The sequence below is a fragment of the Geobacter sp. OR-1 genome (assembly GCF_000813145.1).
GTDB lineage: Bacteria > Desulfobacterota > Desulfuromonadia > Geobacterales > DSM-12255 > Geoanaerobacter.
The window spans coordinates 22,034-36,150 of record NZ_BAZF01000012.1 but is presented as its reverse complement, the minus strand read 5'-3'; the positions used below and the strand labels follow the sequence as shown (position 1 = coordinate 36,150).

Below are 14,117 nucleotides of genomic sequence, written 5' to 3'. Positions count from 1 at the left end.
AGATGGCTGATCATCGGATAGTAATGCACATTGACGCAAATGCCTTTTTTGCCTCCGTCGAGCAGCAGACCAACCCGGAGCTGCAGGGGAAGCCGATAGCCGTCATCGGTAGGGGCCGAACCGTCGTCACTACCGCCTCCTACGAAGCCCGTGCCTTCGGGGTCAAGACCGGCATGAACACCTGGCAGGCAAAACAGGCCTGCCCGCAGATCATCTTCGTCATCGGCGACAACCGCAAGTACACCCACACCTCGACAGAAATAATGAAGATGATGCGGGACTACACCCCGTTGGTCGAGGTCTTTTCCATTGACGAAGCATGGATGGACGTGACCCACTCGCTCTCGATCTTTGGGTCTCCAGAAACCATCGCCTTCCAGATCAAAGCCCGCATCAAACATCGCTTCGGGATTACCTGCTCCATCGGCATCGCTCCCAACAAACTGCTCGCCAAACTTGCATCTGAAATGAAGAAACCTGACGGACTGACGGAAATCAAACCGGAGGATGTTGCCCGCACCTTGGAAAAGATGCCGGTCAAAGAGCTGTGCGGGATCGGCAAGAAGATGGAGCGGCACCTGTTGATGATGGGGATACAGACCTGCGGAGAACTGGGTCGTTATGACGTTGACCGCCTGACCCGGAAGTTCGGCGTCATCGGCGAACAGTTGCACCGGATGGGGCTCGGCATAGACGACAGCCCGGTAGTACCTGCGGAGAATCAGGAGGAGGTCAAGAGCGTTGGCCACAGCATGACCCTGGACCGGGACATCGACAACAGGAAGGACATTCTGAAGTACCTGCTGCAGCTATCTGAGATGGTGGGTCGTAGAGCCCGGCGTTATGGTGTTGCCGGCAAGACAGTCCACCTGGTGGTTCGTTTCTCGGACTTCACCTCAGTAGGTAAACAACAGACCCGACGAGAGCACACAAACCAGAGTGAGGAGATATTCAAGGAAACCGTCAGCATCCTGGACTCGCTGGAAATAGAACAGCCAGTCCGCCTCCTGGGGGTGAGAATCACGAACCTTTCCTACCAGCGGCAGCAGCTCCCACTGTTCGAGGATGAGCGGCGCAAGGTGCTGGCTACGGCTGCGATGGATGAGGTAAATGACCGGTACGGCGGTTTCTCAGTGACCTATGGCAGCGTTCTCGACAATGAGGAAAAGGGATCATTCGTCATTTCCCCCGCTTGGAGACCCAGCGGGATCCGGAATGTGGATGTTCAATAGATGTACCTTGGGGTATACCCAATCAGAAAGGAACTGCCATGACAAAAATCATAGTGGACCACGCCCCTGATACAGGCAGGCTGAACTCTCTCGGAGTCTTCTCTTGGCCTATCTGGACCTGCGAAGCTTCCGAGTTCCCCTGGACCTATGACAGCCGCGAAACCTGTTACCTTTTGGAGGGGGAGGTCATCGTAACCCCTGACAAGGGTGCACCAGTAGCCATCAAGGCCGGTGACTTGGTGGTATTCCCCGCCGGGATGTCATGCCGCTGGAACGTATTGCAGTCTGTCCGCAAACACTACCGCTTTGACTGATGGCGCTGCTGGCGGTTGATATGGGGTTAAGAACCGGGCTTGCCCTCTACGAAGGCACAGGAAGGCTCGTGTGGTATCGATCCCACAACTACGGCTCCACCGAACGCCTGAAACAGGATGTCCCGCGCATCCTGGAATCGATCAACGGTCTGACGGCACTGGTGATCGAGGGTGGCGGCAATCTGGCGAATGTCTGGTTGAAAGAGGCAGAACGCAGAGGGAAGCGGGTGATCTGCATCGGAGCTGAAACCTGGAGACCGCTGTTTTTTTATCCAAGGGAACAAAAAAGCGGTTTGGCTGCCAAGAAATATGCCGGTGAACTGGCTCGTAATGTTATAATCTGGTCAGGGGCAAAAAAGCCCACTGCGTTGCGTCATGATGCCGCCGAAGCGATACTGATAGGGCTCTGGGGGGTCATCCGGATGGGGTGGATTCAGGAACTGCCCAGGGAGTTGCAGCGAAAATGAAAAGATTGCTGATAATGATATGCCTGTTTGCATCAGTTGCAGGGTGTGCTAGCAAGGACTGGCGCACCGCAAGCCGTGAACCGGCCGGGATCGCCCCTGACCCGACCGTGACAAAGGAAGCAGTGGTGCAGGCCTATGCAGCCCCCACGTGGGGATGGCGGGGGTGGTTCGCCGTTCATACCTGGATATCGGTCAAACCGGCCAACGACCCTGCATACACAGTGTACGAGCTGATCGGATGGAGGCAACATCGAGGTCTTCCCATAGTCCGCATTGAAAAGGACCTCCCTGACCGCTTCTGGTTCGGTGAACGCCCCCGGCTCCTCACTGAGATACGGGGAGCCAGAGCTGAACAGCTGATACCGGCCATCGACCAGGCTGCACGAAGCTACCCCTGGCCGGACACCTACAAGGCGTTTCCGGGACCGAACAGCAACACCTTTATCGCCTGGATTGCCAAAAAGATTCCGGAACTCGGACTCGATCTACCATTCTCGGCCATCGGTAGCGGCTATGAAAACTGAAGCATTCCCGCGATACGTTGAGCCACTCTTCCGTCCTCCAAGCGAAGCGAGAAGTCTCATCTTCCAGATAACTGTAGGATGCTCCCAGAACAGCTGTACCTTCTGCGGCATGTACAAGGGGAAGAAGTTCCGTATCAGACCTGTGGATGAGATAATCAAAGAAATAACTGCCATCCCCGAGCGATACAAACCAACAATTGACCGGATTTTCATTGCCGACGGCGATGCGCTCGTCTATCCGTTCGCCGGGCTTGTCACGCTGCTTGATACCATGGTGGAAACCTTCCCCAATCTAACCAGAATCGGCTCATATGCTTCCCCGAACAGCTTGATAACAAAAAACCTTGATCAGCTTGTCATCCTGCGGGAGAAGAAGCTCCGCATTCTCTATTTCGGACTGGAATCTGGAGATGATGAAACGCTGGCATTCATCAAAAAAGGGTTCACTGCTGAGGAGATGGCCCAGCAGGCTATCAAGGCGAGAACTGCCGGTATGAAGCTTTCCGTAACTGCCATCCTTGGCCTGGCCGGAAGAGAACGCAGCCTTGATCATGCCAGAGCAACCGCTGCATGGGTCAACCTGGTGAATCCGGAATATTTCTCACTACTCACTCTGTTCCATCGCCACAACGAAGAGTTCGTCCGGCAGCTCAAGCAGTGCACCCGCCGGGAACTTATGCTTGAAGCGAAAGAGATGCTTCTTCATCTGAATCCGGCACGCACGATCCTTCGCTCCAACCATGTATCAAACTTTCTCAATCTGGCAGGGAGCTATCCGAAAGACCGTGACCGTTTGATAAAAGATGTTGAGTCAGCACTGGCCAAGGCCGCCATCTGTCCCGGGTTCCTCGATGAGGTTCCGGAATATGAAGAAGAGTATTACTGAATAACATTTTTGCCGTCTGAGCGAGGTTGCCACTGAAAATATCCCTATTACTTCTTTTTGCCGTTACAACCACATTCACCTACTGGCTGCGACAGATCAACCTGCAACATCTCAAGCAGCACGGGGCTACTATCCCGGACGGTTTTAGCGATGCAATAAGTCAGGAGACTCTGACAAAGACAACGGCATATACCCTCGACAGCAGCCGTCTGGGGCTATGGGAATCTCTGTTTGATAATGCTCTGGTGGTTCTTTTTCTCTTCGCAGGAGTCCTTCCGCTGTACGACAGCTTTATATCCGGAGTGAGCGACTCCTTCATCGTGCAGGGCCTGCTCTTCTTCCTGATCCTGACCTGGGTTCAGACGATTCTGGAACTGCCGTTCACTCTATACGGCACATTCGTGGTCGAGGCACGACACGGGTTCAACACCACAACTCCTTTGCTATGGCTCACTGACCTGCTCAAATCGCAGTTCATCGGCTCACTCTTTCTAGCGATTATACTCTCCGCGTCGCTCTGGCTGATTGAATGGAGCCCCCTGCACTGGTGGCTCTGGGTCTGGGGGGTAATGGCTCTGTTTACCCTTGTCATGATGTTCATCTCACCCTACGTCATCGAGCCGCTGTTCAACAAATTCGAGCCGGTCGATGAACCGGGGCTTACAGAAGAGATCTCTGCCATGATGGCAAAGGCTGGTCTCAAGGTAGGCCGGGTCATGAAGATGGATGCCTCCAAACGGAGTCGCCACAGCAACGCCTATTTCACCGGAATCGGCAAGGTGAAACGGATAGTCCTTTTTGACACGCTTATTCAGCAGATGACTCATGCTGAAATCGTTGCAGTGCTTGCCCACGAGATCGGACATTGGAAGCTGAGGCATATCCTCAAGCGTCTGATTGTTTCCGAGGTGATGCTGCTTGGAGGGATGTGGTGCGCCTGGCAGGCGATGCAATGGGAAGGTCTGCCCGGGTTAGTGGGAATGGAAAGTGGATCATTTTTCGCCCGGCTGATAATTCTGGGGTTCGTCGCATCGTTGTTGATGTTCCCTCTCACTCCGATCTCTGCATGGTTCTCGCGTCGTCATGAGCGTGATGCAGACCGGTTTGCCTCTGCCATCACCGGAGATCCGGAATCTCTCGCCTCAGCACTGATCAAAATGTCAGCCGAGAATCTCTCCAACCTCCACCCTCATCCCCTGTATGCAGGGTTTTACTACTCACATCCACCGGTTGTGGATCGGGTGCGTGCTTTGCGGTTTCAACGAGTCTCCCCCTGGGAGGGGAGCAAGCAATGAGGAGTTTAGTATCTTCTCAGACTGTACAGATTTCTGTTGTATTTGACAATTTGTACGGTTTACTGCTAAACTCCTATCCATGCTGATTCAACGGACCATACAAAGTCACCTTGTTCGACTTGCCGGGCAGTATCCGGTGATTACCGTTATCGGGCCGCGGCAGTCCGGCAAAAGCACTCTTGCAAAAATGGCTTTTCCGAACAAACCATATGTAACGCTCGAAAAGCTCTCTCTGCGCGAATTTGCCATCACCGACCCGGTGGGATTTCTGAATACCCATGCACGGGACGGAGCAATACTGGACGAGATTCAACGGGCGCCGGGACTGCTTTCCGAAATTCAGGTTCGAGTTGATGCGAAACCAGAGCTGAGGGGTGCTTACATCCTCACCGGTAGTCATCAGTTCATCTTGATGGAGTCGGTAACGCAATCCCTTGCAGGGCGCACCGCGATTCTGAAGCTCCTGCCGTTCAGCCTTGCGGAGCGTGCGACCTTCTCCGAAGGTGACCTCCCTCACCAGCTGTTCAAAGGTTTTTATCCGCGAATTATTGCCGACAATCTCGACCCTGTCGAAGCGCTTTCATTCTACGTAACCACCTACGTGGAGCGTGATGTCCGTGAGATCATGGCAATCAAGGACCTGTCGCTCTTTTCCCGCTTTCTCAGGCTGTGTGCCGGAAGGACAGGGCAGATACTGAACGCCAGTTCGCTGGCGTCCGATGCCGGCATCAACCATAACACCGCCCGTTCCTGGCTGTCGCTGCTGGAAGCAAGCTTCATAATCACCCTGTTGCAGCCGCATCACAACAATCTCAACAAGCGGCTCATCAAAGCTCCGAAACTGTATTTTTGGGATGTAGGACTTGCCTGCCATCTTTTGGGTATTGAAAAAGCAGAACAGGTTCCCAGTCATCCCCTGGTAGGTGCTCTATTTGAGACCTTTGTGGTTACTGAGCTGATGAAGCAAAGACTGAATCAGGTTCGGGATCCTAAGCTGTATTTCTGGAGAGACAACGCAGGGCATGAAGTTGATCTGCTCCATGAAACCGCTGCCGGGATCACTCCTATTGAGGTCAAATCAGGGGCAACTATTCAGTCGGACTCGTGGAAAGGGATCGACTATTACCGCAGACTCAATCCCCAGGCATCTCCAGGAATTGTTGTCTATGGCGGGGAAGAAGACCAGGAGCGGAGCAACGGCCTGCGGATTCTGGGGTTCAGACATATGGACGGTTTGCTCGGATGAAACAGTTCCCGTCCGGAAAGCCTGCAGGCTGATATCACTCCATGCAGTTCTGGCTTAAGGAGTTGATGTAATGGCATGGCAGTTGTGGCGGCAGGACGACAACGGCAACCGGTTTCTTGTGGGAGAGTTTGCTAGCAAAACCATTGCTGAGAGCCGCCTGGCAGATTTGACGCGCAGTCATCACAAACAGACCTACTGGATAGATGAGATTGCTGATTCTGCAGAAATATGTTCAGAAGCTGGTGCCAGATGAAACGAATCCCGAATATCTCCACGGAAAGCGGCAGATACTTCCTGACCGACCGGATCAGGGAAGAGGTGGATTTTCGGGGAACGCTCCAATCCCGTGGAGTGAGACCTCCCCCAATCCAGAAACCGGTATCTCTTGACAGTACGATTATCAGGCTTCCAGATCCAGAATCATGGGCTGTCCCGCAGTGTGAGCTGCAGAGCGCCATTGCCAACCGTGAAAGCCATCGCCGGTTTACCGCAGACTCACTTTCTCTTGATGAACTCGCATTTCTCCTCTGGTCGACCCAGGGTGTCAGGGAAGAACTGCACGAAGCGGCAGTCCTGAGAACGGTTCCTTCCGCCGGATGCCGACACCCCTTTGAAACCTATCTTGCCATCAACAGGGTAGAAGGAATAGAGAGCGGCATATACCGCTACCTGCCCCTTGATCACTCCATAGTGCTTGAACGAGACATCAATAACCTGCCTGCGTACTTGACGGCAGCCACTCACGGTCAGAGTTTCGCCGGGCAGGCAGCGGTTACGTTCATCTGGACGGTCATTCCGACCCGGACAGAATGGCGGTATGCAGAGGCATCCTACAAGGTCATCGCCCTTGATGCCGGACACGTCTGCCAAAACCTGTACCTTGCGTGCGAAGCCATTGGTGCAGGTACTTGCGCCATCGCAGCCTACAATCAGACCCTTGCCGATGATCTGCTGGGAGTGGATGGTGTCGATGAGTTTGTTATCTACATGGCCCCGGTCGGGAAGGTTTCAAAAATACGGTGAGTCATTTTCCAGGTATGGGTCTATGTGTAAAAAGATCTCGTGGATGGGGATATCTGCTTGTCCAGACAGTGCTGTTTGCACTGCTCGCGTTCGGACCGAGCACTGTTCATGGGATGAATGCTTGGCCCCCTCCTTTTGCATTGATCGCATCCGTTGCAGGAACTGTTCTGCTGGTGTCAGGTTCCATACTTGCAACTATCGGAGTGATAAACCTTGGCAGGAATCTCTCCACTGCCGGTACCGAAGAACAGTGCGACGCTTGTAGTAACCGGTGCTTACCGGTTAGTGCGGCATCCCATTTACAGCGGCATCATCTTCATCGCTTTCGGGTGGGGATTATGGGTAAACAGTTTTCTGACAATCGGGTATGCGGTGCTGCTTTTCATCTTTTTTGACGTCAAGTCCGGGTATGAAGAGCGTCTGCTGGTGGAGAAGTTCCCAGAATACGTCACATACAGGAAGCGGGTAAAGAAGTTGCTTCCCTTCATTTTCTGAAATCACTTGCAAGGCGAAATGGCTCTGTATGGAGCCTCAAGGTACAGGAGCAGTGGATGAACTGGCAGGTCTACATCATCGAGTGTTCAGATGACACCCTCTACACCGGGATTACTACAGATGTTGAAAGACGATTCCGCCAGCACGAAGAGGGTAGGGGAGCAAAGTATTTCCGGGGACGGAACCCACTGAAAGTGATCTTCCTCGAAGGGGGTCACGATCGCTCATCAGCTTCCAGGAGAGAATTGCAGATCAAAACCATGAATCGCGCAGAAAAGCATATGCTGGTGTTACAACAGTCAATGGAAGCAGAAAAAGGACTGGTTTTGCAACAGGCTAAGAACCTAGGAATGCATAATTGATGCAAAGTGGTTGGACACTAATAAATATCATTGATATTATTGTATTTTCAAAGTAATATCCATTTATGGAAAAAACATTGAAAAATAAAATATCTGAATTGCCCGGAGACGCAACCAGACAATATATTAACGCCAGATCGGTTTTCACGGCTTATGAGGGAGCCTGTAAAAAGCTCAAAGAAGTGCGTGGAGGTATGATCTGGCGAGAACAGAGCGGTTCTGAGTATCTGATTCGAACTTCGGTATCTTCGGCGCAAAAAAGCCTTGGTCCAAGATCTGAAAAAACTGAAACGATTTATCATGATTTCATCTCCAGAAAAAATATGGCTACCGAAAGAATTCGTGATCTTCGTGCAGAACTGGAAAAACAGCGACGCATCAACAAGGCTCTTCGAGTTGGACGAGCCCCGGACATGCTGGTTGATATTCTGAACCGTCTGGTTGAGTCAGGTATTAGTGAATATTTTACGGTGATTGGCACGCATTCACTCTATGCCTATGAAGCAGCGGCAGGCATCATGATACATGATCCAGCCGCCCTGGCTACCATTGACGTCGATCTTCTCTGGGATGTAAGGAAACGCATAAAATTTGTATCCCGCATGGACGATATTGGAACATCATTCCTCGGATTGCTTAAAAAAATCGACAAAACATTTGAGCGAAGAGATGGACAACTCTATACAGCGGTAAACAGTAAAGGCTTCGAAGTTGATGTTGTCAGACGACTCAAAACAGGCGACGATCCGCATCCTGTCAGGCTCACTGACGCAGAAAATGAGTTGTTCGCCGTCGAAATCAATCGGGGGGATTCATTTGTTAACTGCCCGAAGTTCACAGAGATTATTGTTTCTGAAACGGGGAAAATGGCGCGGATGAATACCGTATCGCCAAATATGTTTGTGACGGTAAAAAGATGGTTAGCCGAGCAGGGAGATCGTGATCAACTTAAGAAAAGAAGGGATTTATTGCAGGCTGATATTGTGGAACATTTGATAGAAGATTATCTGCTGGGTCACAAGGAATCAGCTCAATAAGAAAGCAGTTGGAATATGATTAATTTCAATATTTTATCTGACCAGCTAGAAATTAATGCACTTCTCCCCCATCTCACATAAACTCAAGTCAATATCGCATTGGATCTTTGACCTTGACGGTACCCTGACCGTACCGGTGCATGACTTTGCTTTCATCTGCAGAGAACTGGATATCCCTCCCGGAGCAGACATTCTTGGGCACCTCGATTCCCTGCCTGAACCTGAAGCTTTCAAGCGCCACACCCGTTTACAGGAGATCGAGCTCGACCTTGCCAGGAAGGCACAGCCGTCAGCCGGTGCTCTGGATGTACTGGAAAGACTTCACGGATCTGGAGCACGGCTCGGGATACTGACCAGGAACGACAGGGAGATTGCCCTGCTTACTCTTAACGCAATAGGTGCAGACGGATATTTCACCCGCGAAAATATTCTGGGTCGCTCTGAAGCTCCTCCAAAGCCTGATCCCACAGGAATTCACCGGATTCTCTCCGGGTGGGGAGCTGATCCAGGCGATGCGGTAATGGTTGGGGATTATCTCTTTGATCTGCAGGCAGGGAAAGTTGCCGGGACATCCACGGTGCATGTCGGAAGACCGGATGGTATGATCTGGCCCGAATTTACTGATTTCGCAGTAACGTCACTGGCTGATCTGGCAATCTATCTGTCATAATTGTTCACGAACAATACAGCTCCTTGGTATGCAGTTTCAAAAAACTTATATAAATCAAGGCATACGACTTGGCACTGATCTCGCTTATTCAGTAATCAGGAAGACCAACAAAAAATCTTCCTCCTTCATGGCCCCTATGCTCCCTCCTGCGTAGGGGCACTTTTTTTCTATCCAGTTCTGTAATCGTGATAAAGTACACTCCTGTTGATTTCCTTACATGAAAGAGTCGCGTCATGAAAAAAAGATACGTGCCTATTCTTACCTTCACAGTTGCCTTATTGCTTGTTGGCAGTATTGCCTATGCAGCAGATAAGAGGAAGAAAGCCAAATCATTGGAAGATGATCTAAATGCGTTATCAGAGGATGACACCTTGCAAGTTGAACTTCTGGCTTCTGTAGATGATCGCCATAAACCAGTAACTGACACGAAAGTTGAGAAGCCAATTGATGCTGAAAAACTGTCATCTGATTTAGGCATAAGTGCCAGTGAAAATAAATATATTCAATAAACTGACCATCCTCCCACTTGTAATGGAGATATGATGACTAGACCGTTCACAAAATTAATCCTACCCCTACTGGCAATACTACTCTTGCCAGCATATTCTCTCGCCAAGGGCCCGATTCGCTCCATAGATGGAATGGTAATCAAAGTTGTTGATGGTGATACCATCCATATACAGGACAGCCTGAAAACCAAGGTCAAGGTAAGGTTGTACGGTATCGATGCCCCAGAAACAGAGAAGAGCAACAAAAAGACCGGCCATGTCAGTAAGCCTGGACAGCCTTATGGTGAAGAGGCCTATCAAGCCCTAAATTCCAAGCTATTCCGGAAAAATGTCACAATAGATATTATGGCAATCGACCAGTACAAGCGTGCCGTGGGGATCGTCAAATTGAGTGGCAAGAGCATAAACGCCGAGATGGTTGCAGAAGGGTATGCCTGGGCTTACAGGCAGTATCTGGATACCCCGTACCGGTCTGAGTATATAGGACTTGAAGATGCTGCTCGTGGTAAGAGGCTTGGATTGTGGCAACAGAACAATCCTCAACCTCCGTGGGAGTTCAGAAAGAGGTTGAAAAATAACAAGCATCTGTAATGTAACAAATATGAACCCTTTAGTTTTCGGATGGCTGACAGCCTCATCAGTCTAAATCTTTGATTTTGAGGGGCTGGCAATATCCATGTACTGATTCAACTTAAACGGGTCTTTTGCCTGCTTGTACGCGCGGTTCCGGATCTTCTCGGTCAATTTAGCAATCATTGTTGTATGTTGCTGGGGGAGGTTAAAATGTCTCATCACTTCTCCGGCGACATCATATACATACAACTTTCTCTCAGGATTATTAGCATATTGGCGCATAAATCGGGTTAAAATGTACCGCTCAATTTTATTTGTCCCAACATCACGGATCATCAACATTCGTTGTTTTTTGGTGAAATTCTCTAACATTTTAATAGCAAATTCCTTATCTTGCCAGATTTTATGTATATAAAACAATCCTATATTGTCCATGGGACGAAGTGGAAGTTCGATATGCTCATTATTTGCAAGATATTGGATCAGTTTTTTCGGCAAGTTGGAATCACGTGCTGCTTCCTCGGATAATGCAATAAAACTTTTGGCAGTTGTCATAGGCCATCTCCTTGATTCAAAGATCTTTATTCGATTGTCGAGATTTTCTAAGGGGGTGTAAAGGAGAAAATCCATGTTTCCCGGCACAAAAAAACTCATCCCCTCTCGAATTATGTAAATTGCTAACTCTGTCGAACGGAATATTTGGTTTGTCCAGCCTGTTCGATACATTGCTATGCATGCAATCTTTTAGGTGCCCATTTTCTCTAAATACGTAAGGTATTACCTGCACCCCTTATGGATAAAAGATTTTTCCCTCTCTCTAAAATAACGGAACGCATCACGGTGCTGTTACAACCGGCGATATCCAAGCAGTTTTGGGTTAAGGCTGAAATAGCGTCTGGGCGTGAAAGAGGTGGGGCATTCTACTGCGACCTCATCGAGACAGGCGCCGATGGAAAGATCGTCGCTAAAATAACCTGTACTATCTGGCAGCGAGAACTTACCAGTATTCGGGAACTGTTTAATACATCCAATATGGATCTTGTGTTGATCGATGGAACTGTCGTTGGATTTCTCTGTTCTCTCCAGTACAGTCCGCAATATGGTTTATCTCTCAGAGTGATTGATGCAGACCCGGCAATCGCAATGGGGGAAATGGAACTCAAGAAGCGCGAGATCATAGAACGGCTGCAAAAAGAAGGATTGTTTCAACCGAACAAAGATTGTTTTCTACCAATGCTTCCACTGAAAATCGGACTTATTACCAGCGCTGGTAGCGCCGCTTACAATGACTTCATCCAAACTCTTACAACTTCAGGATATGGCTTCGCGATCTATCTGGCCGATGCCATGATGCAAGGGGAGCAAACCGAGAAGTCTGTCCTTCGGGCGCTCGATAAGCTGAGGAGTATCAATGTTGAGTTGATAGTGATTGCAAGGGGTGGCGGCAGCAAGACGGATCTATACTCATTGGACAATGAACCGATTGCCCGTAATATCGCTAGCAGCAGCATCCCCGTATGGACCGGTATTGGGCATGAAATTGATACGAGCGTTCTGGATTACGTTTCAAATAAAGCATTCAAGACCCCGACCGCTGCAGCAGAGGAACTTGTTGCCCGTTTCGTCCAAATGCGCAGACAACTGGACGAGTCGGCAAATACATTAAAAACAGTCTGGGCTTACCGCTTGAAAATCGGTAAAGACCATATTGAGAGAGCGAAAACTGGAATATATCAAGGATCACGAAAACTGTTGGATGTGACTGTAAGTGGATTACTTGAACGTGCCCAGAAACTGAGACATCGAGTGCAAGTCCGTATATCCACAGAACAGATTACGAACGAGAAACGAAGAGAACGGCTGCGTGCCATGCCGCTTTCCTTGATTCAAAATCATAAGGAGAGGCTGATCTTCAAAAGACATAGTCTCGAATTGCGGACAAAATCCATCTTATCATGCACCAACAATACTCTTTGTGGAATGAAGAGTCGTTTTGACCGGGACCGTTTTCTGAGACGATTAAGCCTTGAGAGAAAAAGTCTGTATGAGAAGATGGCGACCTTAAAGGCTTCAGACCCGAAAAATGTTCTTAAACGAGGATATGCTATAGTTCATCGGAAGGATGGGTACCTTGTCCGATCTATCAATGATGTAAGTGAAAAAGAGAAAATATATGCGCATTTTGCAGATGGACTAATAATTAGCGAAGTGACCGCAAAGGAGAAAAAAGGTGAGTGATCCCAATGAGCTTTCCTATGAACAAAAGGTAGCTAAGCTGGACGAGATTCTGACTAGTCTCGACAACTCTGATACGCCTATCGATAAGCTTGCAGAAGATGTTACAAATGGAGTGGATCTCATTATTGAGCTTGACCAGAAACTGAAAGAGGTTGAGATCAAGGTGACGGATGTTTTCAAGAAGCTGGAAAGCAATAATTCAGCCGCCTGAAAAATGCAGAGAAGTACATCTGTCCGCGGCTGTTATTGATTTGTTGCTGTTGTGTGGAGGATAGATTTATGAGACTCACAGTTCTGGACGGTTATACAGTAAATCCCGGCGATAACCCATGGTCATCGCTAGAGGCTCTCGCTGATTGTCGCATTTATGATCGCACATCTGCTGATCTATTGCTGGAGCGGTGTTGCGATACGGAGATCATCCTCACCAACAAGGTCAAGCTGACTGAAGAGATCATCACTGCACTGCCAAAGCTGCGCTTTATCGCTGTTCTGGCAACCGGCTACAACAATGTTGATGTGGAAGCGGCGGCCAGGCGGGGGATACCGGTATCGAACATCCCCGCCTATTCGACCGAATCAGTCGCCCAGACAGCATTTGCCCTGCTGCTGGAGCTGGTCACCGGGGCCGGACTGCATAATGCAGCTGTAAAGGCGGGCGAGTGGGTAAGTTGTCCCGATTATTCCTTCAGCAAAATGCCAATTGTGGAACTGTATGGCCTTACCATTGGAATTGTCGGCTATGGAAACATCGGTCGTGCAGTTGCCCGTATTGCATCTGCCTTCGGCATGAAGGTGATTGCCTATTCCCCGCGTACTCCATCCGATCCCGGGCCGGTTCCCGTCACATTCATGCCGCTGGAGCAGCTCTTCTCAAATGCGGATGTTGTTTGCCTCAACTGCCCGCAGACACCCGAGAACACCGGCTTCGTCAATGCCTCACTCATTGCCGGGATGAAGCCAACCTCTTACTTCATCAATGTTGCTCGCGGTGGGCTGGTAAACGAAGCCGATCTGGCCGATGCTTTAAACCGTGGCGTTATTGCCGGGGCGGGGCTTGACGTAGTGACGGTAGAACCGATGGTGGCCGATAATCCGCTCCTGACAGCTGCCAACTGCGTCATGACCCCTCATATCGCCTGGGCATCACTGGCAGCCAGGAAAAGAATGATGAAAACTGTAACGAGCAATGTCGCGGCCTTTTTGGCCGGAGCGCCGATCAACGTAGTAAACTCACCGTAGCATG

General features: G+C 49.9%; 19 protein-coding genes. 18 read left to right on the top strand and 1 reads right to left on the bottom strand.

The genetic code is table 11. The annotated features are described in order from the left end of the window. Window positions 1-2: 2 nt before the first annotated feature. The 15 genes from dinB (at window position 3) to OR1_RS12905 (ending at window position 10,651) form a co-directional block, all read left to right on the top strand. Entirely contained in the window at window positions 3-1,232 is a 1,230-nt protein-coding gene (gene dinB / locus OR1_RS12975) for a DNA polymerase IV (RefSeq protein WP_041972320.1), read from the top strand. 38 nt (window positions 1,233-1,270) lie between these two features. Then, entirely contained in the window at window positions 1,271-1,546 is a 276-nt protein-coding gene (locus tag OR1_RS12970) for a cupin domain-containing protein (RefSeq protein ID WP_041972319.1), read from the top strand. Between the two features lie 20 nt (window positions 1,547-1,566). Next, window positions 1,567-2,013 carry a hypothetical protein gene (locus tag OR1_RS12965; RefSeq protein WP_237754292.1) on the top strand — a complete coding sequence of 149 codons (447 nt, stop codon included), beginning with the start codon at window positions 1,567-1,569 and terminating at the stop codon, window positions 2,011-2,013. Next, window positions 2,010-2,537, top strand: a complete 528-nt coding sequence (locus OR1_RS12960) for a DUF3750 domain-containing protein (protein WP_041972317.1) — start codon at window positions 2,010-2,012, stop codon at window positions 2,535-2,537. Before OR1_RS12965 ends, OR1_RS12960 begins: the two co-directional genes overlap by 4 nt. Continuing rightward, complete coding sequence (locus OR1_RS12955; RefSeq protein ID WP_041972315.1) at window positions 2,527-3,423, top strand: radical SAM protein; 897 nt, start codon at window positions 2,527-2,529, stop codon at window positions 3,421-3,423. The genes OR1_RS12960 and OR1_RS12955 overlap by 11 nt, the downstream gene beginning before the upstream one ends. 32 nt (window positions 3,424-3,455) lie before the next feature. Further along, window positions 3,456-4,718: a M48 family metallopeptidase gene (locus OR1_RS12950; protein WP_041972406.1), complete on the top strand. Its 1,263-nt coding sequence runs from the start codon at window positions 3,456-3,458 to the stop codon at window positions 4,716-4,718. 136 nt (window positions 4,719-4,854) lie between these two features. Then, window positions 4,855-5,964 carry an ATP-binding protein gene (locus OR1_RS12945; RefSeq protein ID WP_202812055.1) on the top strand — a complete coding sequence of 370 codons (1,110 nt, stop codon included), beginning with the start codon at window positions 4,855-4,857 and terminating at the stop codon, window positions 5,962-5,964. A 70-nt stretch (window positions 5,965-6,034) separates the two neighbouring features. Continuing rightward, window positions 6,035-6,217, top strand: coding sequence for a hypothetical protein (locus OR1_RS12940; RefSeq protein ID WP_041972314.1), 183 nt, complete (start codon window positions 6,035-6,037; stop codon window positions 6,215-6,217). Next, the gene (locus tag OR1_RS12935) at window positions 6,214-6,987 is read left to right on the top strand and encodes a SagB/ThcOx family dehydrogenase (protein WP_041972313.1); all 774 of its coding nucleotides are present in this window, start codon (window positions 6,214-6,216) and stop codon (window positions 6,985-6,987) included. Before OR1_RS12940 ends, OR1_RS12935 begins: the two co-directional genes overlap by 4 nt. 213 nt (window positions 6,988-7,200) lie before the next feature. Further along, the gene (locus OR1_RS20925) at window positions 7,201-7,482 is read left to right on the top strand and encodes an isoprenylcysteine carboxylmethyltransferase family protein (protein WP_052440439.1); all 282 of its coding nucleotides are present in this window, start codon (window positions 7,201-7,203) and stop codon (window positions 7,480-7,482) included. A gap of 56 nt (window positions 7,483-7,538) precedes the next feature. After that, entirely contained in the window at window positions 7,539-7,844 is a 306-nt protein-coding gene (locus OR1_RS12925; RefSeq protein ID WP_041972311.1) for a GIY-YIG nuclease family protein, read from the top strand. A gap of 77 nt (window positions 7,845-7,921) precedes the next feature. Beyond that, window positions 7,922-8,881, top strand: a complete 960-nt coding sequence (locus OR1_RS12920; protein WP_202812054.1) for a GSU2403 family nucleotidyltransferase fold protein — start codon at window positions 7,922-7,924, stop codon at window positions 8,879-8,881. Between the two features lie 55 nt (window positions 8,882-8,936). Then, window positions 8,937-9,551: an HAD family hydrolase gene (locus tag OR1_RS12915; RefSeq protein WP_041972308.1), complete on the top strand. Its 615-nt coding sequence runs from the start codon at window positions 8,937-8,939 to the stop codon at window positions 9,549-9,551. 233 nt (window positions 9,552-9,784) lie between these two features. Then, on the top strand, window positions 9,785-10,060 hold the full coding sequence (locus tag OR1_RS12910; protein WP_041972307.1) for a hypothetical protein: 276 nt from the start codon (window positions 9,785-9,787) through the stop codon (window positions 10,058-10,060). Between the two features lie 33 nt (window positions 10,061-10,093). Then, window positions 10,094-10,651, top strand: a complete 558-nt coding sequence (locus tag OR1_RS12905; RefSeq protein WP_041972306.1) for a thermonuclease family protein — start codon at window positions 10,094-10,096, stop codon at window positions 10,649-10,651. Between the two features lie 51 nt (window positions 10,652-10,702). Here the strand turns inward: OR1_RS12905 and OR1_RS12900 are convergent, their stop codons facing one another. Then, window positions 10,703-11,188, bottom strand: a complete 486-nt coding sequence (locus OR1_RS12900; RefSeq protein ID WP_041972305.1) for a hypothetical protein — start codon at window positions 11,186-11,188, stop codon at window positions 10,703-10,705. A 237-nt stretch (window positions 11,189-11,425) separates the two neighbouring features. On the opposite strand from OR1_RS12900, the gene xseA reads away from it, so the two are divergent. The 3 genes from xseA (at window position 11,426) to OR1_RS12885 (ending at window position 14,113) form a co-directional block, all read left to right on the top strand. Further along, the gene (gene xseA, locus OR1_RS12895) at window positions 11,426-12,871 is read left to right on the top strand and encodes an exodeoxyribonuclease VII large subunit (protein ID WP_041972303.1); all 1,446 of its coding nucleotides are present in this window, start codon (window positions 11,426-11,428) and stop codon (window positions 12,869-12,871) included. Continuing rightward, a complete protein-coding gene (gene xseB, locus OR1_RS12890) occupies window positions 12,864-13,082 on the top strand; it encodes an exodeoxyribonuclease VII small subunit (protein WP_041972302.1) in 219 nt (72 codons plus the stop codon). Before xseA ends, xseB begins: the two co-directional genes overlap by 8 nt. Window positions 13,083-13,150: 68 nt before the next feature. Beyond that, complete coding sequence (locus OR1_RS12885) at window positions 13,151-14,113, top strand: D-2-hydroxyacid dehydrogenase (RefSeq protein WP_041972301.1); 963 nt, start codon at window positions 13,151-13,153, stop codon at window positions 14,111-14,113. Window positions 14,114-14,117: the final 4 nt, after the last annotated feature.